The sequence below is a fragment of the Prauserella halophila genome, assembly GCF_024171895.1.
In the GTDB taxonomy this organism is placed as follows: Bacteria; Actinomycetota; Actinomycetes; order Mycobacteriales; family Pseudonocardiaceae; genus Prauserella; species Prauserella halophila.
On record NZ_JAMTCQ010000009.1, the window covers coordinates 166126 to 189749 of the forward strand.

Here is a 23624-nt window from a genome sequence, read left to right on the forward strand (position 1 = left end):
GGAGATGATCAGGAGCCGGTCCCGGCCCCGAGGGCTTCGAGGAACGAGCGCGCCCACCTGTCGACGTCGTGCGTCAGTACCTGACGACGCAAGGCGCGCATTCGTCGGCGACCTTCCGCGGGGTCGAGCTTAATAGCCTGTTCGAGGGCGTTCTTCACCCCGTCCAGGTCGTGCGGGTTGACCAGGAAAGCGCTGCTCAGCTCGGCCGCGGCGCCGGCGAACTCGGACAGCAGCAGCGCCCCGCCCAGCTCGTGGCGGGCGGCCACGTACTCCTTGCAGACGAGGTTCATGCCATCGCGCAACGGGGTCACGACCATGACGTCGGCGGCCTGGAACAGTGCGGCGAGCTCGCTGCGGTCGATGGACTGGTGCAGATAGTGCAGCACCGTGTGGCCGACCCGGCCGAACTCGCCGTTGATGCGCCCGACGATCTGTTCGATGTCGGCGCGCATCTGCTGGTAGTGCTCGACGCGCTCCCGGCTCGGCGTCGCCAGCTGGATGAACGTGACGTCGTCGGGCTCGACGCGGCCTTCCTGCAGCAGCTCGTGGAACGCCTGTAGTCGCAGGTCGATGCCCTTGGTGTAGTCGAGGCGGTCGACGCCGAGCAGGATCTTCTTCGGGCTGCCGAGTTCTTCCCGCACCTGCGCGGCGCGGTCGACGACGGACCTGGTGCGCGAGAGTTTGTCCAGGCCCGCGGCGTCGATCGAGATGGGGAACGCGCCGACGCGCACGGTGCGGTCGTCGACCTGCACCATGCCGGGCCGGGAGCGCACGCCGACCGACCCGCGGCTCGGTTCGAGGCCGATGAGCTGGCGCGCCAGCCACAGGAAGTTCTGCGCGCCGCCGGGCCGGTGGAACCCGACGAGGTCGGCGCCGATCAGCCCGCGCACGATCTCCGCCCGCCACGGCAGCTGCATGAACAGCTCCACCGGCGGGAACGGAATGTGCAGGAAGAAGCCGATGCGCAGATCCGGCCGCAGTTCCCGCAGCATCGTCGGCACGAGCTGCAGCTGGTAGTCCTGCACCCACACGGTGGCGCCCTCGCCTGCCACGGCTGCGGCGGCCTCCGCGAACCGCTGGTTGACGCGCACGTACGCGTCCCACCAGCTGCGGTCGAAGATCGGGCGCGCGACGACGTCGTGATACAGCGGCCACAGCGTGGCGTTGGAGAAGCCCTCGTAGTAGTCGCGGACCTCGGCCGAACTCAGGCGAACGGGGTGCAGGACGAGGCCGTCGTCGCTGAACTCGTCGACGTCCACGTCCGGTACGCCCGGCCAGCCGACCCATGCGCCGTCGCGGGAGCGGAGGAACGGTTCCAGCGCGGACACGAGCCCGCCGGGGCTCTGTGTCCAGCGCTGGTTCCCGTCCTCCGTGCGTTCGAGGTCGACCGGCAGCCGGTTGGCGACGACCACGAACTCCGCCCCTGCGCGTTCCCGCGGCCCCTTCGATTCCGGGGACGCCGTGGGCTCGGCGCTGCTCGAGGGCGCTGTTTCCGAGGGCGCTGTTTCCGAGGTCACTGCTTTCGAGGGCACTGCTTCGGACTTCTCCTGCGCTGGGGGCATGGGTCGACACTAGCGCGGTGCGGCTACTCCGGGTTCCCTCCCGGGTCGAGCGGCCCGGCCATGCGTGGCCCGGCGAGCTTGCGTTCCAGCCTGCCGAGTCCGGTTCGGACGGGCTGGGCGAGGAATTCGCCGAACACCACGCCCGCGGCGAGTGCGATACCCGTCGCGACTGCGCCCATCAGCGGCGTCATATTGCCGAAATCGGCCAATTCGGACAGTCCGCGGTACGTGGCGAAGCCGGGAAGCAGCGGGGTGATCCCGGAGACGGCGACGACGAGCGGCGTCACCTTCAGCCTGCGTGCCATGACGCCGCCGCCGAGGCCGACGAGCGTGGCCGCGACCGCCGCCGAGACGATCGGCCCCGCCGCGAGGATCATCAGCGTGCCGTAGGCGCACGCGCCGACTGCGCCCGCGCCCGCCGCGACCAGCAGCGGGCGGAGGCTCGCGTAGGACGCGAGCGCGAAGCACGCGGCCGCACCGATACCGGCCAGGACGACGATCGGCAGGTTCAGCACCTGCAGTGACGACACCGACGGCACGGGTGTGCTCGCGGCGCCGAGGTACTCGGCGAGCTGCATACCGCCCGCCACGCCGGTGATCAGTCCCGCCGACATCAGCGCGACTTCGAGACTTCGGCCCGCCGCGGTGACGTAGTAGCCGGTGATGGCGTCCTGCACCGACGAGACGGTCGACAGGCCGGACAGCAGCACCGTCAGCGCCGCAGCCACGACCAGCGTCGGTCTCTCCAGTGGCAGCACGTTCAGGTTGACCACGCCGATCGCCGACGCCGAGGCCAGCACGCCGCCGGTGATCTGCTGGAAGAAGAACGGCATGGACACGCGGTTCAGCATGCGGCCGATCCGGTCGGTCACCGAGCTGATCACGAAGGCGACGAGTGCGGTCCAGATGTCACCGCCGAGCAACAGCGCGATGAAGCCGGCCATGCCGCCCCACGCCAGCGTCGACACCCACCGCGGGTACGGGTGGCCGGCGCTGGTGACGCGGTGCAGTTCGGCGTAGGCCTCCTCGGCACTGAGCTTGTTACGGAGCAGCTTCTGCACGAGGCGCTCGGTGTCGGACAGCCGTGTGTAGTCGAGGCTGCGGGACCGGACCACGCGCAGGGCCGTCACCGGCGACAGTTCGCTGCCCCGGTGGCACGACACGGTGATCGACGTGAAGATCACCTCGACCTCGCAGTGGGGCAGGCCCAGTGCGCGGGTGAGCGCGAGGATCGTCGCGGTGACGTCGGAGGCGCCCGCACCGCTGGCCATCTGGACCTCGCCGATGCGCACGACGAGATCGAGCACCATGTGCACGGTCGGTTCGTCGGGAAGCTGGGGGCCGATCACGGTGTCGGGTTCGACCGCAGGGTGCTCGCCGGTGGGGGCTTCGAGGATCTGCCAGGCGCGCTGCCGGAGGTTACGGCCGCGATGCTGACGAGAACCACGGTTGTCGGTATCGTGCTTGCGATCCTCGGTCGGCGCTTCGAGGATCTGCCACGCGTGCCGGCGATGCCCCGCCGTCTTCGCGCGCGGCTTGAGTTTCATACGGCCCCACCTCCCTAGCTGCTCATCTGTTCCCTCATGGAATCGCCCACCGGGGCCGCACCGTTGCACTCCCGATCATGTGTCCTGTGACACGTTTCGGCGCGAGCCGTTGCACCGCGTCCAATTTACTCAATTGTAGGCGTTTTCGCAGGTGGGAGTGTGTGTTCGGCGTGTGTTGGACCGCTGTTTGTTGCGGGTTGCGGGAGGCTCGCGCGCGGCGGATCGCGCGGTTCTATACTGGGGACCGCGTCCCGCTCCGGCGGGGCCGTGCCGGCATAGCTCAGTTGGCAGAGCAGCTGTCTTGTAAACAGCAGGTCGCGGGTTCGAATCCTGTTGCCGGCTCCGTGTCGACCAGGGGGTTTCCGGAAACCGGAGACCCCCTGGTTCTGTTCGGTCTCAGCTCTGTTCTCAGCTCTGTTCTCAGCTCCGGTCTCAGGCCGGTCCCCGGTCTGGGCTCCGGCTTCGGCCTGGGGCTTGGCCCCGGCTCGGGCCTCGGGTCCGGTCCCGGTATCGGTATCGGTATCGGCTCGGGTCTTGGTCTCGGTTCGACGTTCGGATTCCGGTCACGTTGTCCGGCGGCGGGTGCGAACTCTCCCCCTCGTGATCGCCGAGTAGGTGCAGTCGAGTAACGGGTCCTGTTGTCTGGACGTGGAGCGGTCTCCATGGTTTCGCCGGCGCTTGTCCGAATTGTGTTTCCGGGTCGAGCTGTGTGCCGTCGAGGTGGATGTCGTCGAGGTGGATGTCGAGGTGCAGGTCGAACCGTCAGGGGATGAGCCGGTCGGCCGCGCCGGTCCGGTGAAGGTCGTTTCCCGTTTGGTGGATGTCATGTCGACCTTCGGTGTGTTTCGACGCGTGCCGTCGGTGGCTCAATCACCGGATTGTGTAATAGATATCTCGACCGTGTGTTTGATCAAGTAAAAATTGTGGACGACGTGAGGGAGAACATCGAGCGGCTCACCGCCTGGCCGCCACCCGTCCTCACCGGTCGGGTGGCGTTGTGAGCGGCAACCGCGCTGCGGTGACGAGCTCGTCGCCTTCGGCGCGTTCGTAGATCGCCCGTGACTCACGGCCGTCGATCTCGACGGTGGCGACGGCGTTGGGCAGGTGCGGGCCCCACACCCGTTGCCAGTCCACGTCGGCGGGTGCGACTCCGACCCGGCGTGCCCACCGGCGCATGACGGCCGCCAGCGGTCGCCACCACGCGATCCGGAAACCCCACGCGATGTAGGCGGGCGCCTCGTTGTGCACCGGCGAGCAGGTGAGCTGGTGGACCCGGGACCGCACCGGCTCACCGAACGTGGCTTCGGCGGCGTAGTGGTGGTGGACGTCGCCGGAGAGCACGGTGACCGAGGCCGGAGCGTCGCGGCGGCTCGCCACCCGGCGGATGAGGCGCGCGAGCCGGTCGAACGACCTCCGGAACGCCGCCCAGTGCTCCATGTCGAGAACCTGGCGGAGCATCTCCGCCCATCGGCCGCGCAGTCCTGGTTCATCGCAGGCGCGTTCGTTGATCGATTCCCCGTCGGAGATGGAGTGCGGCAGCAGCCACGGCAGCGAGGACCCGAGCAGCAGATGGTCGATCTCGCCCTCGGCGTTGTCCTCGATCCAGGTGAACTCGTCGTCGTCGACCATCGACCGGTCGCCGGGCTCGAGCATCCGCCCGGCCCTGGTGTCGATCATGAGCAGCCTGATCCGCCCGAAATCGCGTCGATAGGACCACCGGACGCTGGTGCTGTCGGCGTCGGCACGCTGCGCGAACTCGCGCAGCAGCGGTGCCGCATCGCCGTCGTGGCCGGTGACCGCCTTGAACACCTCGTCGTCGGCGAGTTCGTCCGGCCCGAGGTTGCCGAGATGCTGATACACCCAGTACGACACCAGCGCGTCGCGGATCCGCTCCGGCCACCACGGCTTCTTCGACATCTGCTCGCGCCACGCCCGCGAGGTGTTCCAGTCGTCGCGCACGTCGTGATCGTCGAAGATCATCGACGTCGGCACGGTCGAGAGCAGCCAGCGCAGCAGTGGTTCCGTCCAGCTCTCGTAGTAGAGGTGGGCGTACTCGTCGAAGTCGGTCACCTCGGCCCCGGGCGGCCGGCGCAGGTCCCGGCGGGTGGCCAGCCACTCCTTGGCCTCCGCGGTCGGCTCGTCGGCGTAGACCTGGTCCCCGAGCAGCAGCAGCGCCTCGGGCCACTCGGACTCGTCGAACTCGGCCATCCTGCGCGCGTACGCGATGAGCGCGTCGGATCCGATGCCGCGTTCGTGCCCCGGCCTGCGGCAGGAACCGAAAACCAGCCGGAAGGTACCCGCCCCCAGCGTCCGGATCCGGCAGGCCGGCAGGGCCGACCCCGGCTCCGGCCAGACGAGCTCACCGTCGAGCCGTACCTCGTACGGCGTGCTCGCGCCAGGCCGGAGCCCGTGGACGACGACCAGTGCGTAGTGGTGACCGTAGACCTCGAAGGTGCGGGCCGTGCTGCCCAGCACGTCGACCTCGCAGGAGGAGTCGGTCTCGACCCACACCGTTGCGGTGGTCTCGCCGACGTGCCTCAGCAGTGGTCCGAGTAGTAGTTGTGCCGTCACGCCAGCCTTCTTCACGAAATCGGGGTGGAGAGTTCGAGACCGGGCATCTCGCCGTTCCGGAAGGCGTCGGCGAACACGTCGACGATCTCGGCCTTGCGGTCACGCTCGCCCAGGCCGCTTTGCATGCTCACGCTTCTCGACCTCCGTCCGTAGCGGAGTGTGCAGCTTCGTCGGCCACGCTCGAAACACCCACCGGCGCCGCGACCGTCGGCGTCGATCCTGCCAGAACCGCGGGCCACGTGCCCCTGCGCTACGTGCCCGCGGAGGCCGCCGAGTGCAGGACATGCGGTGCCGAGTGCAGGACATGCGCGAAGGGGTGGGCCTACCCTGTCGCCATGCTGGATCTGCTGCTGCGCGACGTGCGCGCTCTGACGCTGAACCCCGCCCACCCGCGTGCCCACACGATCGGGGTATTGGGAGGGCGCATCGTCGGGGTGGACGACGAGGTCACGGAGCTACCCGCCCGCCACGTCGTCGACGGCGGAGGCGCCACCGTCACCCCGGGGTTCTCCGACGCCCACAACCACATGGTCTGGTACGGCCTGTCGCTCGCCGAGATGGATTTGTCGACCGCCACGACGCCGGAAGAGCTTTACGACGCGGTCGCGGCGGAGGCGGCGAAGCTGCCCGGTCACGGGTGGGTCATCGGTTCCGGATACGACGACTTCGCTCTCGGCGGTCACCCGGATCGCGCGGCGCTCGACCGTGCGGGCGGTGGCAGGCCGGTGTGGCTCAAGCACCGCTCGGCGCACATGGCGACCGTCAGCACGAAGATCCTCGAGTTCACCGGCGTGCTGGACGGCTCGGCCGTGGTCCCCGAGGGCGGGGCCGTCGAACGCGGCGCCGACGGCGCACCCACCGGACTGCTCGCGGAGCAGGCGCAGCAGCTCGTCGACCGGCTGGTGAAGCCGTACCCGGTGGGTGAGCTGGCGGACGCGATCACGCGCGCTTCGGCGGTGTATGCGGCCGAAGGCCTCACGCACGTCACCGAGGCGGGTATCGGTGGTGGCTGGATCGGCCACAGTCCCGCCGAGGCGGCCGCCTACCAGCTCGCGCGCGCCCGCGGGGACCTCAGCCAGCGCGTCGAGCTGATGCCTGCCCGCGAGGTGCTGCACGAGGTCGACGAGGCTTACGGCCTCGACCTGGGCCTGCGCACCGGGTTCGGTGACGAGTTCCTCCGCATCGGCCCGATGAAGATCTTCACCGACGGCGCGCTGTCGAGCCGCACCGCCGCGGTGACGGCGCCGTTCTGCGGGCACGGCGGCGGTGACGCCCACGGCCTGCTGGGCGACGACCCGGAGGTGCTCCGCAAGGCCATCCTCGCGGCACATCACGGCGGTTGGCGGGTGGCGGCCCACGCGATCGGCGACCGTGCCATCGACCTCACGCTCGACATCTTCGAACAGGCGCAGCGGGAACTGCCGCGGCCCGGGGTGCGGCACCGGATCGAGCACGCCGCCATGACGCGGCCCGAGCAGCTCGCGCGGATGGCCGAACTCGACGTGGTGCCGGTGCCGCAGCCCCGGTTCCTCTACGAGATCGGGGACACGATCGCCGACGCCATCGGCGAGGAGCGGATGCCGTGGGTGTACCGCAGCAAGTCCTTTGTGGACGCGGGGCTTCCCGTGGTTGGCAGTTCCGACCGGCCGTGTGTGTCGGCGGGTGCCCCGTTGCTGGGGATGCAATCGCTGGTCGAGCGTGAGACCAAGAGCGGCGCCATCGCCTCGCCCGGCGAACGCGTCGACGCCGAGCAGGCGCTGCGGGCCTTCACCACCGGCGCCGCCTACGCCGCGGGTCAGGAGAACGTGCGCGGGCGGATCGAACGGGGCATGTACGCCGACCTCGTGCTGCTCGACGACGACCCCACGGCCGTGCCCGGCTCGAAGATCGGCGGCATCGGCGTGCAGGCCACGCTCGTCGCAGGCCGGGCCGTGCACGGGGCCGACCGCTTCTCGTTCCCCGGATGAGCCGTTCGGCAAACCGCGGGCGCACGTGGTGAGACGAACCCGACACGCTACGTGGGGGCTGTACGGGCCTGCCGGCGGGTGGTGCGAGCCTGCGGGTGGCTGAGCGAATCGGGAGGTGCGTGATGAGGGAAACCGTGCGGGAACTGCTCGACGCGGTGGACAAGGCGTCGGATGAGGTCGGACGGGCCGCGACGATGCTGCTCGACTGCGTGGACGACGGCGGCGTCATCCACACGGCGGGTGCGGGTCACTCGGTGGCGATGGTGTGCGAGACGTTCTACCGAGCAGGCGGACTCGCCGCGGTGCGGCCGCTGTGGGATCCGGAGGTCGTCCCGCTCGGCGGAGCGCTGCGCAGCACCGCCGCGGAGCGGGAGATCGGCCGCGGGCGCTCGCTGGTCGAACGAGCACAGCCGACGCCACCCGACGTCGTGGTCGTGTTCTCCACGAGCGGGCGCAACCCGTATCCGGTGGAGATCGCGCAGGAGTCGGCTGCGCGCGAGGTGCCCGTGATCGCCGTCACATCGATCGCGGCGTCGGCGGGTTCGACGGATCGTGCGGGCACGCGGGTCGCCGACCACGCCGACCTCGTGCTCGACACGGGGGTGCCCGTGGGCGATGCCGTGTATCCGACGGCCGCGCCGCGTACGTCGGCGGTATCGACCGTTCTCGGCGCGTACACGTGGTCGGCGGTGCTCGCGGAGCTGCACCGGCAGGCGGATCAGCGTGGCAGCGTCCTTCCACTGTGGACGAGCGCCAACGTGTCCGGTGGCGATGAGCGCAACGCCGAGCTGTTCGCGCGCTACTCGGACCGCATCCCGGAACTGACGGCCGATCTGAGCTGAGAGTGGACTTGAGCTGACGGCGGAGGCTCGTCAGGGGTGCAGCGTCGCCACCGCGCCGAAACCGGCGAGCTCCACGATCCGCCGGGCCGGAGTGCCCGGCAGTGCGACGATGGCCAGTTCGGTCTGCAGCCGCTGCAACCGGCCTGCCAGGGTGAACAGGATGTGCAGTCCTGAACTGTCCAGATAGGACACTTCGGTCAGGTTCAGCGACACGTGCACCAGGTCGTTGTCGATCGCCTGGTACAGCTTGTCGCGCACCTGATCGGCGTTGGAGAGGTCGATCTCTCCGGTCACCGTGATCTCGACTCGCTGTGGTTCCGTTTCGTTGCGTGACTCGACGTGCGCCACCGTCATGACCGGTTCCCCAAGCTTCTGCGCAGATACACCGTCGTGCCCTCGTCGTCGTGGTCGATGCGCAGCTCGTCGCTCAGCTGCTGCATCAGCTGGGTCCCCCTGCCCCGGTTCGTGCCGCGGGCGGGCCGCCAGTTGCCGTGGTCCCGGACCGTCCCTTCGAGCAGGCCGTCCGAAGCCGTCAGCCGCAGCTCGAACCGGCCACCGGCCGGGCCGTAGGCGTGTTCCACGACGTTCGCGCCCGCCTCGCCGATGACGACCAGTACGTCGTCGAGGTCGTCGTCGGTGGCGCCGACCGTCGGAAGCCAGCGGCGCAGCGCCGCGCGGACCTCCGCGAGTGATTCCGGCACGGCGTCGAGCGTCAGTGTCAGCTCGGGCTGCACCGCGGCGGGATGACGCCGGATCGCCAGCAACGCGATGTCGTCATCGGTGGGGTCGGTGCCGACGAGGCGCAGCATCACGTTTGAGCACAGCGGTTCCGCAGGCCCCGACTCGACGACGTCGCGCAGCAGCGCCAGCCCGTCGTCGAGCGGTCGGTGCCTGCGCTCGACGAGCCCGTCGGTGTAGAAGAGCACGGTCGTGCCCGGGGCGACGTCGACGACCGTCGTCCGGCGTGGCCGCGGTACGGTGCCCGCGCCGACGGGCGGGTCGACGGGGATGTCCGGTAGCTCGGCGGGGGCGTTCTCGGGGGCCATCACAGGAGTGAGATGACCCGCCAGTGACAGATGCATGCGGCCGAGTGACGGCTCCCACATGGCATAGCTCACCGTGGCCATCATGTTCGGTTCGAAGTGCCGGATGTGGCGGTCGAGTTTGGTCAGGACCTCGGCCGGGTCGGCGGAATCGAGTGCATACGAGCGGGCGGCGGTGCGGAGCCGCGCCATGACGGTGGCGGCGTCGAGGCCCCGGCCGACGACGTCGCCGATCGTGGCGCACAGCCAGCCGGAGGGCAGTCGGAAGACGTCGTACCAGTCGCCGCTGGCACCGCCCGCTTCCCCGGGTGCGTACCGCGCGGCCATGTCGAGACCGGGAATCTCGGGAAGAGTGCCCGGCAGTAGCGTGCGCTGCAGTGAGAGTGCGGCGGCGTGCCCGGATCCGGTCAGCCGATTGCGGGTGACCATCGCGACCCGGTCGCCGGCCACCCGGAGGAACTCGACGTCGGTGTCGTCGAACTGGCACTCCGTGATTGAACCGACGTGCAGAACGCCGAGCAGTTCGCCGTCGGCTATGAGTGGAATGCCCGCCAACGACCGGATTCCGCGATGCCACAGGATCGGATTGACGACCGTCGTCTCGTCGACATGATTCAGCACGAGCGGTTCGCGTGTCGTCGCGATCCTGCCCGCGAAACCCTCGCCGAGGCGGACGCGGGCGCCCTGCCGGACCGCCTCCTCCATGCCGGACGACGCCGTGGTGACGAGATGCTGCCCGCTCGAATCGAGTAGCAGCGCGGTGGCCGTGTCGGCGGTGAGCAGTTCCCGGACCCGTTCGAGGATTTCCTCGAGCAGCCGTTCGACCTCCAGGTGGGCGAGCGCGGCGTCGGTGACCACCTCGATCCGGCGGAGGTGGTCCGTGACGCTGTCCGGGTGGGACTTCGGCATGGGGTTCAGGCTAACCCTCCGGCGCGTGCACGGCATCGGTTCGGTGCGGCCCTGTCGATTCTCCCTTCGTTCGTCGTGGGGCCGTGCTGTACGGGATGTCGACCGGTTGTCACCCGTGGTAGACGGTGTTTGCGCGGAGCGACGGGCGATCTGGGCCGAGAAGGGGTGCGAACAGGTCGCCTCGTGACGCTATGCGGTCCGTGGCCTCCGCGGCGGTGAATGTCACATCGCCCGGGTTGATGCAATCGGCAACTTCCTCCCATGCAACGGGAATGGAGACGGTGGGGTGAGGGCGTGCGCGCAGCGAGTACGGCGCGATCGTGGTCTTCTGGGGATTGTTCTGGCTCCAGTCGATCAGGACCTTGCCCGCGCGGAGCTTTTTCGTCATGCGGGAGACGACGAGGTCGGGGTGTTCGCTCTCCACTCGTTGCGCGAGACGTCTGGCGTACTCCCGCGGATGCTGCGAATCATTGGTGCGGATGGGCGAGTACAGCTGCATTCCCTTGGACCCGCTGGTTTTCGGATACGCGGCGAACCCGTCGTCGGCCAGTAGTTCGCGCAGCAGCCGTGCCACCCGGCAACATTCGACGACCGTGGCGGGTTCGCCCGGGTCGAGGTCGAACACGAGCAGATCCGGTTCGTGTACCCCGCCGCGGGGTCCGACGGTCCACTGTGGAACATGAAGTTCGAGACTCGCGAGGTTCGCCGTCCACACCAGTGTTGGGAGATCCTGCACGAGTGCGAAATCCGCGTACTCCGAGCCGCGGGAGCTGCCCGGAGTGTCGATGCGCACCGTGCGAATCCAGTCGGGGGCGTGGCGGGACACGTTCTTCTCGAAGAACGACGCGCCGTCGACCCCGTCGGGGAACCGCTTCAGCGTCAACGGGCGGTCCCGGACGTGCGGCAGCAGTACGGGCGCCACGGTGACGTAGAAGTCGATGACCTCACCCTTGGTGAAACCCGCGGCCGGATACAGCACCTTGTCCAGATTGGATAGACGAAGGGACCGGCCGTCGATGTCGACGACCGGGTTGTTCGGATCTGCGTTCACGACGGCAACTCCTCCGGAGCGCGATCGGGGCGGAGCCCGCGCCAGGACGGCGCGCGCAACCGGCCGTCCTCGGTCCACGCCTTGTACGCGACCTCGCCGACGAGCACCGGGCGCACCCAGCGTGCCCCGCGGGCCCGCTCGTGCGGAACGTCGTCGGCGGCGAACGGACGGTCGGCCGTTTCGAGCTCGCTCAGCCGGGCGGACAGCTCGGCGAGCATGTCGTCGGTGAATCCCGTTCCCACCTGGCCGATATAGCGCAGCGGGCGCCCGGCCGCGCCGCTGCCGCTGTCGGACCCGCTGCCGGAGTCCTCGGCAGGCAGTCCCAGCAGCAGCGAGCCGAACGTCCTCGCGCGCCTGCCCTCGCCGGGTCGCCAGCCGCCGATGACGACCTCCAGTGTGGCGTTCTCGGTGACCTTCACCCAGTCGTTGCTGCGCTGCCCCGGCCGGTACGGCGAACCGCACCGTTTGGCGACCACCCCTTCGAGGCGTTGCCACGAGGCGGCTTCGGCGACGGCCGTTCCGTCGTCGAAGCGAGGGGAGACCGCCGCGTGCGGTCCGGCGATCCCGAGCGATTCGAGCAGCTCGCGGCGCTCGGCGTACGGCGAGTCCAGCAGCCCGTGGCCGGCATGGTGCAGCACGTCGAAGACGACGTAGGTCACCGGAATCTGCGCGGCGAGTTGCAGGGCACGGGCGCCACCGGCGTGCATGCGCTGCTGCAGTGCGCCGAACGCGGGAACGCCACCGGTCAGCGCGACGATCTCCCCGTCGAGCCACACCGGTGCGGCCAGCTGCGAGGCGAGTCCCGCCAGCTCCGGGTAGACGCCGGTGATGTCACCGCCGCGCCGGGAGAACACGGCGAACTCGTCGCCGTCGGCGCGGACGAGCGCGCGTACGCCGTCCCATTTGAATTCGTACGACCAGCCGTCATCGCCGGGCAGCGTGCCCGGTGTGGCCAGCATCGGCAGCAGGACAGGGGGAAGCGGTTCGGGCTCTTCGGGGGCGTCGATGTCCGCCGTCATGGGCGACGGTCTACCCGATCCGGCCCGGGTTCACCCGCCGAGCCGCCGGCGCGCCCTTGCTGCGCCGCGACCCGGCGAGCCCGGCCAGTGCCGCCGAGTGGTTCGTGCCTGCCTTACCTCGCGCGCCGATTCCCGACTCTTGCAGGGGTATGCCCGCCCTCGCGCAGGCATGCGAAAGACTGCTCGATGATCTTGTTCCCGATACTCACCGGAGGACGACTCCTCGATGATGGGCCGCACGCACGCGCTCACCGGCTGGTGCGCCGGACTCGCCGTCGCACCGCTGGCCGGCGTCACCTCGTTCGCCCAGACGCTGGTGTTCGCCGCGACCACCGCGGGCTACGCACTGCTACCGGACCTCGACCATCCGGGAGCCCGGGCATCGAAGCTGCTCGGCCCACTGACCCGGCTCATCTCGCGGATACTGCGCGCGGCGTCGTCGGCCGTGTACTCGGTGACCAAGGGGCCGCGCGACGAGAACCACAGCGGTGTGCACCGGCACCTGTCACACACGGTGCTGTTCGCGGCGGCGCTCGGCGCAGCGGTGGCCGGGGGAACGGAGATGGGCGGCGCATGGGTCGTCGCGGTCGTGGTCCTGTTCGGACTGCTGCTGGCCGAGGACGCACTCGGTGACTGGCTGCTTCCCGTGGCAGGTGGTGCGGCGATCTGGTGGGCGTGGGAGGCGAAACCGGACGCGCTCGCCGAACTCGAAGCCATGGGCGGACTGCTCGGGCTGGCGGTCGCCGTCGGCTGCGTCACGCACTGTCTCGGCGATGCGCTCACCGAGTCCGGCTGCCCGTTCCTGTTCCCACTGCCCATCGCGGGCGAGACCTGGTACGAGCTGCGGCCGCCGTCGCTACTGCGGTTCCGCACCGGCAAGGGCGTCGAGAACAAGCTGATCTTCCCGGTGTTCTCCGTGCTCGCGGTGCTGCTACTGCCCGGCGTACTCCCGTGGCTGATCGACCTGGTGTCACCCGTGCTGTCCGGCACCCCCGCGGCCAACGGCTGACCCTCCCACCCGCGCGGGTTCTGCACTCTGTCCCGCGTGTTCTGCGTTCGTGCAGTATCGGGCGACGGCGGCGTGGATGATCGCGGCGATCCACCAGACGCCGCGGAGGGTCCGGTGCGCCGCGACGAATCCGCCCATGAGCGCGCCCAGCGGGGTCAGCCTCCCGTCCAGGGCCTTGTGGCTCGTCAGGACCCGCCCCGGCCGCACCTTCGCTCAGCACCTGCGCCGGCGTGACGACCGGCACCCCGCGGCGCGCTGCTGACGACCGTGCCCACCCGAACGGACGTCAGCGGAAGACGTGTTCCGGGTGCGGGTGGCTGAGGAAGTCGTGGTGGGAGATCTCCCAGCCGTAGGCGCCCGCGTAGCGGAATTCGAGCACGTCCCCTGCCCGCACCCGGTCGACGACGACGTCGCGGGCGAGCACGTCCTTCGGGGTGCACAGCTCGCCGACGATCGTCACCGGGGTGCCTGCGGCCTCGGGGCGGGGCAGGTCCGGCGGCCAGTCGTCGGCGGGACGCACGCGGAACGGATGGCTGTGCTGCCACGACGACGGCAGGCGGAAGTGGTGCGTACCACCGCGGACGAGGACGAAGTGCGTGCCGTGGTTGCGCTTGACGTCCAGCACTTCGGTCTCGTACGTACCGCAGGCCGCCACGAGGAACCGCCCGCATTCGAAGTCGACCTCCCTCCAGTGGGAAGGGAACGTGTCGACAAGACGACTCAGCTCGGTGGTGAACGCGGGCCAGTCGAACTGCGGTCCCACCATGCCGGGAAGGCCGGACTGCGCAGTGTTGTCGGACTGCGCAGTGTCGTCGGGCTGTGTGGTGTTGCCGGGCTGTGTGATGTCGCCGGGCTGCGGGGTGTTCTCTGGCGGCGCGTAGTTGACTCCGATGCCGCCGCCGACGTTGACGACGTCGCAGGCCACGCCGAACTCCCGCTCCCAGTCGAGGATCTTGTCCCGGTACAGCCGCAGCATGGCCAGATGTGCGGCTGGGGAGAGGTTGTTCGACAGGGAATGCAGGTGGAAGCCGGCGAAGCGCACGCCGGGCAGCTCCCGCACCGTCCGCATCGCCTGCCCCAGTCGGGCTTCCTCGATGCCGAACTGGGTGGGCGCTCCCGCCATGGCGATCGTCGCGGCGGGCAGCGCGTCCGCCAGGTTCACGCGCAGCAGCACGTCGGCGGTGCGGCCTGCCGCGGCGGCCACGCGAGACATCCGGTGTAGTTCGAGCACGCTCTCGGCGTGGAACCGCAGCACGTCTCCGGCGAGGGCGTCGGCCAGTTCCGTCGGCGTTTTCGCCGGTCCGCCGAACACCACGGGCACGTCGTCGCCCACCGCGCGCGCCTTGGCGAACTCGCCGCCGGAGGCGACCTCGAACCCGTCGACGAGCGGCGCAAGCGTGCGCAGGATCTCCGGCGCGCTGTTGGCCTTCATGGCGTAGAACATCCGGCAGCGCTGCGGCAGCGCGGCGACGACGTCGCGGACGTGCGCCGCCAGGCCGCCGAGGTCGTAGACGTAGCGGCAGGCCGGTTCGGGCGCGGTCACGGCACCTCCGGCGCGGTGGTGGCGGTGGTGCTCGCTGCAGTGGCGGCTGCGGGGGCGAGCGGATTGGGAACGCGGTGCAGACGCAGTTCCGTGTCGGGCTGAAGCCTGCGGGTCGTCAGCTTCTCCACGTTCACTCCCTCGGCGAAGACGTCGTAGCGGGCGTCGGGGAACCGGTCGAAGTAGCGGCGCAGGACGCCGGCGGTGATCGACCAGAAGTCGCGTTCGGCCAGGCCGTAGGCATCGGCGAGGAACATCGCCAGTTCGCCGACGCCGACGAACAGGAAGGCGTCGAGTACGAAATCGGCGACGAGGCCGGGATCGTCGGTCTCGACGAACGAGTTGCGGTTGGCGTGGTGCTCCGGTGCCGGCCGCAACGGTGGACAGCGCTCCGGGTCGGCGAGCCGGTCGCGGGAGAACCGCACGCCGTCGTGGAAATCGCGCAGCGCCACGCGCGTGGGAACGCCGTCGCGGTGCAGTAGCACCAGGTTCTGCGCGTGGGATTCGAGCGCGACGCCGTGGTGACACAGCAGGTGCAGCACCGGTACGACGACGACCTCGGCGAGCCGGCGGACCCACGCGGTGATGTCCTGGTCACGCAGCCACGGGGCGATGAGCGGGGTGCCGTCGAGGCCGCGCGCGGTGAGGCCCGTGAACGGTACGCCGGATTCGCCGGGGTCGAGATACGGGTGCAGGCTCTCGCGCCAGATGCAGGCCAGTGTGCCGTACGTACCGCTCCTGCGCAGCGGATCGTCGTCGGTGGGGGTGACGGCGGCGCCCGCGATCTCGCGCAGCAGCACGGGGCGCAGTTCGTTCCGGAGGAACGGGTCGGCGTCGACGATCCCGGCCAGCCAGTCGGAGATCAACGGTGCATTGTGGACCGTGTGCGGAGCGAGTACCCGGCTGGTAGAGGTGTTCACGAGCGACATCGCGAGTTTCAGACTCGGAAGCCACTGATCGGCCACATGGGACGGATCGGTCACGTGCGACGGATCGGCTACATGGGATGGGTCGGTCACGTGAGACGGGTCGGTCACGTGAGACAGAGTGCGGATCGACTGCTGTGGCCGGAATCGGTCGGGATCGGGGCCCAGCAGGGTGATCGCACCGGCGGCGATCTCGGGGGCGAAGGCCGTCGCCACATGGCGGTCCCACTGCCACGGGTGGACGGGCACGAGCGTGCGATCGCCGTCGACGGGGCGCCACGGGGCAGGTGTGAGGTCGTTCTCGTCGACGTGGGCGCCCGTCCCGACCTCGGCCAGCGACCGGTCGACCGAAAGCCACAGTGGACGGACGTCGGGGAAGAATTCCGGACCGTAGGCGAGATTCTCGAGAATGCCGAAGCCGATACGTGACTTGTACGTCGGATGGTAGCGGTGGCCGTCGGTGACAGCTCCTTCGAGGGTGTCGGCGTCCAGCCCGGCGAGCGGCTCCTTCTCGGTGCGCCTTCGGTGGTGCTGCGCGAGCGTGTCCTTGATCCGGGTTTCCTCGAGTTCCCGTGCGAACCGGGTGAGGTGTTCCGGATCGGCGTCGAGCAGGTCGCGGACGTCGGTGAGGAAGCCGCTGATCGACGTCGGCGGCGTGCCGTCACGGAGCAGCCGGTCCACGGTGATGCGGCCGAACGTCTCCCGGCGCCTGGTGAGGAACGTGTAGCGGACACCGTTCGGGCAGCGGATCTCGCCCTGCCGGGTCTTGCCGTCGTGCGGCACGGAACCGGCAGCGGCGCCGGCAGTGCCATCGGCAGCGGCACCGCCACTGGCAGCGGAACCGCTGTCGGCAGCGGCGCCGGCCTCATCGGTCTCGGTGGTGACGGTGACGGAGCCGGTGCCGAAGGCACCTTCGTAGAGCAGTGAACCGAGCAGCTGGTGCAGTACGCGTGCATGCACCGCCGCTGCGGCGGGTCCTGCCAGGGCCTCGGCAGCGAATGCCGCGCCGTCGAGTTTATCGCCTGTCATCGGCTCGTCGCCTTCCGGAGTGGGTTCGGGATTCGGACGTAGTGAGGGCGCTCGCCGCGCTGGGTGAAGCGGCTCAGCAGGTTGGTCTTCGCGGGGAGCTCGGGCAGGTCGAGAAGGCGCTCCGCGGCCGGAAAGCGCTCCAGTTGGGCGGCGGCGACCGTCCACAGTGCTCGCTCGCCTGCAGCGGTGTGCCTGCCGAGGGCATGGATGACGTGTGCCAACTGGTTCGTGATCGCGTGGTAGCACAGTCGCAGCCAGGACTCCCCGGCGTCGTGAAGTGCCGGACTGTCGGACGGCAGTTCCCCGGCGTGCTCGCGGCTGATCGCCACGCCCTCCATGTCGCGCACCAGGAAGCGGTCGGGCATCCCGTCGTCGCCGAGTCGTAGCAGCGAGTTCTGGACGTGTGCCTCGAACGCGATGCCGTGGTCGGCGAATGCCGTCAGCAACGGCACCTGCGCGATCGTGACATACCGCCGGAGCCATTCGGCGACGTCTCCCGAGCGCTCGGCACATCCGGCGAGCACGGTGGGCTCGTCGAGCAGTCCGGCCAGTACGTGCGCGCGCTTGTCGGGTGCGATCCGGCGTACGGCGTTGACCTCGGCCGCGAGATCGTGGCCGACGACGGCGGGGTCGAGCGTGCGCAGGCCGGTTTCGCCGACGACCTCGAAGCCGTCGTAGGCGGGGAGCCGTGCGATCGCACGGGCGGCGTCGGCGGAGCGGCGCAGGTGTTCGGCTGGCGTGTTGCGGACGAAGTTCGTGATACGCACGTGCAACGGAAGTTTCCAGGTCACGCCGGCAGCCGGATCGCACACGGTGCGCACCGACGACGTCGGGTAGACCTCGTCGCCCCGCGGTCCGAGTTCGATCACCGCGTCGTTGTCGAGGAGTCGCTGCACGGCGGGGTTGCACCGCAGCCGGCGCAGCTGCCACGGGTGGACGGGCACGGGCACGTATCCGTCCGGGACGGCGGCGGCGACGTCGTCGCGAACCGTGACCTCGCCCTCGTCCCTGGCGAGGCCGCGTGCGACGGCGAGGTAGGGCAGTCCGAACGAGACGCCCAGCTCCGGTGCGAAGGCGTCGACGTCGGCGTCGCTGAACCCCTCGGCGCTCTTCGGCGTCGGATGGAACGGATGTCCGAACAGGACATTCTGCTCGGAATCCCGTGCCGGATCGAGGCCGGTCCCACGGCGCAGGCGCGACAACGGCGGCCCGGACGGCGGCGACCCGGGAAGCGATGGCTGGGACGGTGGCTGTGGTTCGGACGGTGGCTGTGGTTCGGACGGTGGCTGTGGCTCGGACGGCGGCTGTGGCTCGGACGGCGGCTGTGGCTCGGACGGCGGCTGTGCCCGGGCGAGATACCGTGCGGTGCGGTTGATGCTGCCGTCGATCTGGGCCCGGAGTACGCGGGCGCCGGCGAATCCCGTGCGGCGTTCGAGCTCGCCGAGGAGCGTGTCGATCACGTCCGGGCGGGTCTCGGCGTAGTCGTGATGGCCGGTGGGCGAGGCGTACGTGACGGTCAGGTGCAGCACGCCACCGGTGGCCGGCAGCGGCACGGTCAACGGTCCCTCGGCGATGCTGTGGAAGTGGTTCTCCCGCAGGTACGCGTTGAGGATGCGCCGGACCGTGGCCCGGTGCGCGCGGGAGTGGGGCGATGGGAGCGTCATGTTCGGTGCGGAGTCGGGGATGTGAAGGGGTTCGACGCCGTGCCCGTCGCGGCGGGCATGCTCACGCCGCTCGACCGGCCGCGCTGCAGCAGCGGTCGCAGTACCTCGCGGCTCGGCCACGTCGGGGCGTGCAGCAACAGTTCGCGCAGGATCCGGACCTTTCGCCGCGTGGCCGGGTCGTCCCGGTGCAGTACTTCCCGCCGGTCGAGGCGGTCGGTCAGGGCCTCGCACAACTGGGTCCACAAGCGACTCTCGGGAACGGCGTAGTGGCGTGACAGGGCGTCGACGACGCCGTACAGGTTGACCTGGATCCCCAGGGTCTGCAGGTAGCCGACCAGCTCGGCGGGGTCGTCGAGGCGTAAGGACTGGCGCGCTCCGGGTTGGACGCGATATGCGGGGTCGGGCGCGGTCAGCCACGCGGGGCTGTAGCGCACCGTGTCGTGGTCGCGCAACACGAACCGGTTCCCGGCGAGCAGCACGTTCTGCCCGTGCACCTCGGGAAGTACGCCGTGGCACAGGAATCCGACAGCCATGGCGCAGAAGCCGTCCGCGAGCCCGCGGAAGAACGCCACCGGGTCGACGGGATGCGCAGCGTAGTGTTCCGGCGCGGCGAACGCACCCATCGGGACCGCCCCTGCGGCGTCGGCCGGATACCGGCGGAGCTGGGCGGCGAGCAGTCCGGGCCGGTCGGCGTACGGGTCGCCGTCCCAGCCGCACCACGACGTCTCGTCCGCGATCACGACCAGCTCGGCGAGTTCGGCATCGGCGGCTGCGACGTCGCGCAGGAGCCGTTCGCCGCGCTGGCCGTTGTCGAGGTAGCGCGGCGGCAGCATTCTGGCCGAGCCCAGCGTGTTCACGCCGAGTGGCAGCTTCACGTGAGGGCCCGCGCCGGGACCCGACGCCGCGGGCGCGAGCGTGCGCACGGACGACGTCGGTCGCCACCGGCCCGTCTCGCGCGCCGCGACCCGGATGTCTCCTGCGGCGAACTCCTCCGCGTACTCGGCGCGCAGTACGTGGTCGAGATGCCACGGATGCACCGGGACGAGTGTTTCACCGGTGTCCACGGCGGGCGCTCCCGGCAGTTCACCGATGTTCCACGGGCCGTTGCCGAACCGCAGGCGTGCGGTACGGACGGCGAGCCAGTCGAGGCCGGTCCCGCTGCGTCCGTAGCGGACCAGTTCGTCGGAGTTCCACCCGACGACGGCGCGTGCCGTGGGATGGAACGGTCTTCCCCGCGCGGCCGTCGTCAGCTCGGCGTCGTCGTGGATGCCGCCTGCGTCGGCCGGCACGGCGGCGTGGCGGGTGGCCGTATCGATGTCGGCGGCGAGCTGCTCGGCGTTGGCTCGTGCTGTGGCCGGTTGCCCGCCGGTGGTCCGCCCGGTGGAGGTCTGCCCGGTGGAGGTCTGCCCGGTGTCGTCCGGTGCGGGGGCAGGCTCGCGTGCGGCGACGAGCCGGAGCAGCTCGGCGGCGGTCACCTCGCGGCCGTCATGGCGGACCGGACCACCCGCATATCGCCACGGCTGCAGTGCGCCGCCGGGTCGCACGCGGAAATGCACGCAGCCGTGGCGGGTCCCGTCACCGACCCGGTAGTCCTCGCCGTCGAGTGTGCCGTCGGCGAAGCCGCACAGCCGTTCGCGGATCAGCGTGTCGAGCAGGTCGGTCATGACCGGGTCGGCGGCCTGCTGTGAGCTGGAAGGCGGCGTGGTGCAGGGCTGCGAGGTGGAAGGCGGTGTCGTGTCGGTCGGTGCGGTGTCATCGCAGTGCATGGCGGCTCCTCGGACTGGAACGGCGGCTCCTCGGCCAGGGGTGTCGCGGCCGGCTAGCCACGCGCGACCGCTTCGGCCAGCCAGGCGTCGTCGTAGACCAGGTCGAGGTAGCGGTCGCCCCGGTCGGGGAAGATCGCCACGACGCGGCAGGGGCGCGGAAGTGCGGGCAGGCTGCGGCGGACGGCGGCGACCACCGATCCGCTCGATCCTCCCGCGAAGATGCCCTCGGTGGCGAGGAGTTCGCGACAGGCCAGTGCGGCGTCGGCGTCGCCGACGTGTACGACGTCGTCGATCTCGTCCGGCACGCACAGCTCCGGCACCCGGCCTGCGCCGATGCCGGGGATGTCGCGTCGGCCGGGAGCGCCGCCGAAGATCACGGATCCGGCCGCGTCGACAGCCGTCACCCGGAGCGAAGGGAACTGTTCGCGCAGTCTCCGGGAACAGCCGAGCAGACTTCCCGTTGTGCTGACCGGTCCGAAAAGGACGGTAGGTGGTGCCGGCAGCTGTTCGACCAGTTCCGCGCCGGTGCCGTGGTAGAAGGCCTGCCAGTTGCGGTCGTTGGCGTACTGGTTGATCCACACTGCGTCGGGACGTTCGTCGAGGATCTCCCGCACGCGGCGCAGTCGCCGGCCGAGGTGATCGCAGGCCACGGTCTCGGGATCGGTGGGGTCGGCAGTGACTCCCGTGGCGGTGCCGGTGGCGGGATCGGGTCCCGGGTCGTCGGCCACGTCGACCAGTTCGACCTCGGCGCCCAGTTGCCGTAACAGGGCGAGATTGGCCCGGGTGGTTTTGGAGTCGACGACGCAGACGAACCGGAGCCGGTGTACCCGCGCGGCCATGGCGAGTGCGACGCCGAAGTTGCCGGAGCTGCTCTCGACGATGGTGCAGCCGGGGTGGAGTGTGCCGTCGTGCAGTCCGCTTTCCACGATGTAGCGCGCCGAACGGTCCTTCATGCTGCCGCCGGGATTCATCAGTTCGAGCTTGGCGAGTACCTCGACGTCGGGCTCGGGGAAAAGTCTGCGGAGCGCCACGACCGGCGTGTGGCCGATGCAGTCGAGGACGGAGTCGGCTGCGCTCCCGGGATGTGCGCTCCCGGGGTGTGCGTTCTCGGTGGGTGCGTTCTCGGTGGGTGCACTGCCGATGGGTGCTGTTCGGGGGTGGGGAGCAGCGATGGGCACGGATCACCTCGATGGGTCGGAGCCTCTGTAAGGATAGTCTTACCTTGGTTCCCGCTCCACTGTCAGGTGACCATTCGACCACGAATCGTGACTGCGAGTCGCGACTGCGAGTCGCGACTGCGAGTCGCGACCACGATGAGCCGCCCACCGGTTTCCGGTCCGTTTCGGCCGGGAATTGACCTTCGAGCTGCCTGAAGGGCCAGCATCGTCGCCATGCCCGAGACAGACCTGATCCCGATCGGAGCGTTCGCCCGCCGCAGCGGCCTCACCGCGAGCGCGCTGCGGTTCTACGGCGACTCCGGCGTGCTGCGGCCCGCTGACGTCGACGCGACCTCCGGATACCGCTACTACCACGTCGACCAGCTCGAACGTGCCCTTACGCTGCGCAGACTGCGTGAGCTCGACATGCCCCTGGTGACCGTCGAACAGGTGCTGACAGCCGATCCGGCCCATGCGGTACGGCTGATCGACGAGCACGTGGCGACACTGTCGGCGCGCGCCGACGCGGCCCGGCGGCTGGCTGTCGAGGTGAAGACGGCGCTGACCGGCGAGGACGCGGTGCCGTTGGCGACCATGAAGGGGCCGGTGTTCGCGGCGGCCGTCGACCAGGTACTCGTCGCGACCGGCGTCTCGGACGACTTCCCGGCGATCGCGGGCGTGCGGCTGGAGATGAGCGGGGAGGCGCTGACGTTGACGGCGACCGACCGGTTCCGGCTGTCCACCCGCACGCTCGTGCCGGACGAGTTGTCCGGCACGGCATGGTCGGCGACGTTGAGCGGGGACGACCTGCGCGCGGTGCTCGGTGACATCCGTGGCCGGCACGTCGTGCGGATCGAGGCGCTGCCGGACGGTGTGCGGTTCCGGACGGCAACCGGCGCCGGGACGGGTGGCGCGGGCGGTTCCGGCGGTGTTCCGGGGCACGTGCCCGGAGCGGTGCGCTGCCGACTGCTCGACGGCGAGTTCCCGGACCACCACGCGTTGCGGGCCAACCTCTCCGACCCGGTGGCGCGGGTGGTCGTCGCGAAGGACGGGTTGCTGCGGGCGATCGAAAGCTGCGACGAGCCCACGATCCGCCTGCGTACGCGTGCCGGCGAATGCGTGGTCGTCGAGTCGGGTGAGCCCGGTGGAGTCGATCCGGGCGGCACGGTTCACCCCCAGGGCGCCGTGTCGGAAGGGGCTGCGCGTGGTGCGCGGGTGCGCGGGGAGGTCGAGTGCGGGGAGGTCGAGCGCGTCGTGGAGGCGACGGTCGACGGTGCCGACACGGAGACGTGGTTCGGTGTTCCGGTGCTGCATCCCGCAGTGGTGACGGCGGTGGGGCCGGACGTGATGCTCGATGTCCGTGGCCCGTCGGAGCCGATCCTGGTGCGTTCGGCCGACAACGGGGACCTCGCCACCCTCGTGATGCCAGTCGGACCTCCCGCAGGGGCCTGACATCTCCGGACGTCGTGCCGGTGCGCCCGGCCGTTCCGGGTCGAGCGAGCTCAGTTGCAGGGGTGACTCAGTTGCAGGGGTGACGGAGCCCGGTCATGCCGAGCCGGGACCGTTGACGTTGCGGAGGGTGCGCATCGCTTCGGCGAGCTCCTCGGAGGAACGGTTTCCCAGCGGAGCGAGCACGCGCTCGCGCAGGATGTCGGCACAGGTCTTGCGTGCTGCCGACGCGACCTCGCGGCCGTGTTCGGTCAGGGAGGCGTACGTGACGCGTCGATCCTCGGAACTGGGTACTCGTTCGATGAGGTCGGCGGCAGCGAGGCGGTCGGCGACCTTGGTGAACCCGCCGCTCGATAGTGCGGCCTCTTTCGCCAGCCGGGTCATCGGCAATCGGTGATCCGGCGAGCGGACGAGGCGAACGAGGATGTCGAACGAGGCCGGTGGCAGGTCGTAGCGTTGCGCGATCTCGCCCATCAGTCGGTCCTGGGTGGCCAGGTAGCCCTCGATCACGAGGCCCCACCAGGTCACGATCTCGTCGTCGTCCGGCTCTGTGGTCACGGCGGTCACCCTATC

General features: G+C 70.1%; 18 protein-coding genes and 1 tRNA gene. 6 read left to right on the plus strand and 13 right to left on the minus strand.

What is annotated here, in order from left to right:
- Positions 1 to 8 precede the first annotated feature (8 nt).
- Both LY41_RS06945 and LY41_RS06950 read right to left on the minus strand, forming a co-directional pair.
- Positions 9 to 1562 carry an alpha,alpha-trehalose-phosphate synthase (UDP-forming) gene (locus tag LY41_RS06945; RefSeq protein WP_253863050.1) on the minus strand — a complete coding sequence of 518 codons (1554 nt, stop codon included), beginning with the start codon at positions 1560 to 1562 and terminating at the stop codon, positions 9 to 11.
- A gap of 23 nt (positions 1563 to 1585) precedes the next feature.
- Positions 1586 to 3109, minus strand: coding sequence for a threonine/serine exporter family protein (locus LY41_RS06950; protein ID WP_253863051.1), 1524 nt, complete (start codon positions 3107 to 3109; stop codon positions 1586 to 1588).
- A gap of 269 nt (positions 3110 to 3378) precedes the next feature.
- On the opposite strand from LY41_RS06950, the gene LY41_RS06955 reads away from it, so the two are divergent.
- Both LY41_RS06955 and LY41_RS06960 read left to right on the plus strand, forming a co-directional pair.
- Positions 3379 to 3451: transfer RNA gene (locus LY41_RS06955), tRNA-Thr, on the plus strand.
- Between the two features lie 378 nt (positions 3452 to 3829).
- Complete coding sequence (locus LY41_RS06960) at positions 3830 to 4027, plus strand: hypothetical protein (RefSeq protein ID WP_253863052.1); 198 nt, start codon at positions 3830 to 3832, stop codon at positions 4025 to 4027.
- Between the two features lie 60 nt (positions 4028 to 4087).
- On the opposite strand, the gene LY41_RS06965 is transcribed toward LY41_RS06960, so the two are convergent.
- Positions 4088 to 5680 carry an alkaline phosphatase D family protein gene (locus LY41_RS06965; RefSeq protein WP_253863053.1) on the minus strand — a complete coding sequence of 531 codons (1593 nt, stop codon included), beginning with the start codon at positions 5678 to 5680 and terminating at the stop codon, positions 4088 to 4090.
- Between the two features lie 335 nt (positions 5681 to 6015).
- Between LY41_RS06965 and LY41_RS06970 the strand changes: the two genes are divergently transcribed.
- Entirely contained in the window at positions 6016 to 7647 is a 1632-nt protein-coding gene (locus tag LY41_RS06970; protein WP_253863054.1) for an amidohydrolase, read from the plus strand.
- A gap of 122 nt (positions 7648 to 7769) precedes the next feature.
- On the plus strand, positions 7770 to 8489 hold the full coding sequence (locus tag LY41_RS06975) for an SIS domain-containing protein (RefSeq protein WP_253863055.1): 720 nt from the start codon (positions 7770 to 7772) through the stop codon (positions 8487 to 8489).
- A gap of 30 nt (positions 8490 to 8519) precedes the next feature.
- On the opposite strand, the gene LY41_RS06980 is transcribed toward LY41_RS06975, so the two are convergent.
- The 4 genes from LY41_RS06980 to ligD (LY41_RS06995) all read right to left on the minus strand — a co-directional run bounded on the left by LY41_RS06980 (position 8520) and on the right by ligD (LY41_RS06995) (position 12511).
- Positions 8520 to 8843: an STAS domain-containing protein gene (locus tag LY41_RS06980; protein WP_253863056.1), complete on the minus strand. Its 324-nt coding sequence runs from the start codon at positions 8841 to 8843 to the stop codon at positions 8520 to 8522.
- Positions 8840 to 10441 carry an ATP-binding SpoIIE family protein phosphatase gene (locus LY41_RS06985; RefSeq protein ID WP_253863057.1) on the minus strand — a complete coding sequence of 534 codons (1602 nt, stop codon included), beginning with the start codon at positions 10439 to 10441 and terminating at the stop codon, positions 8840 to 8842. The genes LY41_RS06980 and LY41_RS06985 overlap by 4 nt, the downstream gene beginning before the upstream one ends.
- A gap of 109 nt (positions 10442 to 10550) precedes the next feature.
- Positions 10551 to 11492: a non-homologous end-joining DNA ligase gene (gene ligD / locus LY41_RS06990; RefSeq protein WP_253863058.1), complete on the minus strand. Its 942-nt coding sequence runs from the start codon at positions 11490 to 11492 to the stop codon at positions 10551 to 10553.
- Positions 11489 to 12511 (minus strand): non-homologous end-joining DNA ligase, encoded by a 1023-nt coding sequence (gene ligD / locus LY41_RS06995; protein ID WP_308292214.1) that lies wholly within the window; start codon positions 12509 to 12511, stop codon positions 11489 to 11491. The genes ligD (LY41_RS06990) and ligD (LY41_RS06995) overlap by 4 nt, the downstream gene beginning before the upstream one ends.
- A 226-nt stretch (positions 12512 to 12737) precedes the next feature.
- Here ligD (LY41_RS06995) and LY41_RS07000 point away from each other — a divergent pair, with 226 nt between their 5' ends.
- Entirely contained in the window at positions 12738 to 13520 is a 783-nt protein-coding gene (locus LY41_RS07000; protein ID WP_253863059.1) for a metal-dependent hydrolase, read from the plus strand.
- Positions 13521 to 13806: 286 nt separating this feature from the next.
- On the opposite strand, the gene LY41_RS07010 is transcribed toward LY41_RS07000, so the two are convergent.
- From LY41_RS07010 to LY41_RS07030, 5 genes are read right to left on the minus strand one after another with little or no spacing between them, the layout of a single operon-like run.
- Positions 13807 to 15063, minus strand: coding sequence for a type III PLP-dependent enzyme (locus tag LY41_RS07010; protein WP_253863060.1), 1257 nt, complete (start codon positions 15061 to 15063; stop codon positions 13807 to 13809).
- Positions 15060 to 17015 carry an IucA/IucC family protein gene (locus tag LY41_RS07015; protein ID WP_253863061.1) on the minus strand — a complete coding sequence of 652 codons (1956 nt, stop codon included), beginning with the start codon at positions 17013 to 17015 and terminating at the stop codon, positions 15060 to 15062. The genes LY41_RS07010 and LY41_RS07015 overlap by 4 nt, the downstream gene beginning before the upstream one ends.
- A complete protein-coding gene (locus LY41_RS07020; RefSeq protein ID WP_253863062.1) occupies positions 17012 to 18679 on the minus strand; it encodes an IucA/IucC family protein in 1668 nt (555 codons plus the stop codon). Before LY41_RS07020 ends, LY41_RS07015 begins: the two co-directional genes overlap by 4 nt.
- Positions 18676 to 20445, minus strand: coding sequence for an IucA/IucC family protein (locus tag LY41_RS07025; protein ID WP_253863063.1), 1770 nt, complete (start codon positions 20443 to 20445; stop codon positions 18676 to 18678). Before LY41_RS07025 ends, LY41_RS07020 begins: the two co-directional genes overlap by 4 nt.
- Positions 20446 to 20498: 53 nt before the next feature.
- Complete coding sequence (locus LY41_RS07030; protein WP_253863064.1) at positions 20499 to 21623, minus strand: pyridoxal-phosphate dependent enzyme; 1125 nt, start codon at positions 21621 to 21623, stop codon at positions 20499 to 20501.
- Positions 21624 to 21836: 213 nt separating this feature from the next.
- Between LY41_RS07030 and LY41_RS07035 the strand changes: the two genes are divergently transcribed.
- On the plus strand, positions 21837 to 23054 hold the full coding sequence (locus LY41_RS07035) for a DNA polymerase III subunit beta family protein (RefSeq protein ID WP_253863065.1): 1218 nt from the start codon (positions 21837 to 21839) through the stop codon (positions 23052 to 23054).
- Between the two features lie 93 nt (positions 23055 to 23147).
- Here LY41_RS07035 and LY41_RS07040 read toward each other — a convergent pair whose 3' ends face one another.
- Entirely contained in the window at positions 23148 to 23609 is a 462-nt protein-coding gene (locus LY41_RS07040) for a MarR family winged helix-turn-helix transcriptional regulator (protein WP_253863066.1), read from the minus strand.
- Positions 23610 to 23624 lie beyond the last annotated feature (15 nt).

Excerpts from the sequence above, each read along its gene's own strand:
- LY41_RS06980 (WP_253863056.1), bottom strand. The coding sequence starts at position 8,843 with ATGACGGTGGCGCACGTCGAGTCACGCAACGAAACGGAACCACAGCGA.
- LY41_RS07020 (WP_253863062.1), bottom strand. The coding sequence starts at position 18,679 with ATGACGCTCCCATCGCCCCACTCCCGCGCGCACCGGGCCACGGTCCGG.
- LY41_RS06950 (WP_253863051.1), bottom strand. The coding sequence starts at position 3,109 with ATGAAACTCAAGCCGCGCGCGAAGACGGCGGGGCATCGCCGGCACGCG.
- LY41_RS07035 (WP_253863065.1), top strand. The coding sequence starts at position 21,837 with ATGCCCGAGACAGACCTGATCCCGATCGGAGCGTTCGCCCGCCGCAGC.
- LY41_RS06970 (WP_253863054.1), top strand. The coding sequence starts at position 6,016 with ATGCTGGATCTGCTGCTGCGCGACGTGCGCGCTCTGACGCTGAACCCC.
- ligD (WP_308292214.1), bottom strand. The coding sequence starts at position 12,511 with ATGACGGCGGACATCGACGCCCCCGAAGAGCCCGAACCGCTTCCCCCT.
- LY41_RS07025 (WP_253863063.1), bottom strand. The coding sequence starts at position 20,445 with ATGCACTGCGATGACACCGCACCGACCGACACGACACCGCCTTCCACC.
- LY41_RS06985 (WP_253863057.1), bottom strand. The coding sequence starts at position 10,441 with ATGCCGAAGTCCCACCCGGACAGCGTCACGGACCACCTCCGCCGGATC.
- LY41_RS07015 (WP_253863061.1), bottom strand. The coding sequence starts at position 17,015 with ATGACAGGCGATAAACTCGACGGCGCGGCATTCGCTGCCGAGGCCCTG.
- LY41_RS07000 (WP_253863059.1), top strand. The coding sequence starts at position 12,738 with ATGATGGGCCGCACGCACGCGCTCACCGGCTGGTGCGCCGGACTCGCC.
- LY41_RS06945 (WP_253863050.1), bottom strand. The coding sequence starts at position 1,562 with ATGCCCCCAGCGCAGGAGAAGTCCGAAGCAGTGCCCTCGAAAGCAGTG.
- LY41_RS06975 (WP_253863055.1), top strand. The coding sequence starts at position 7,770 with ATGAGGGAAACCGTGCGGGAACTGCTCGACGCGGTGGACAAGGCGTCG.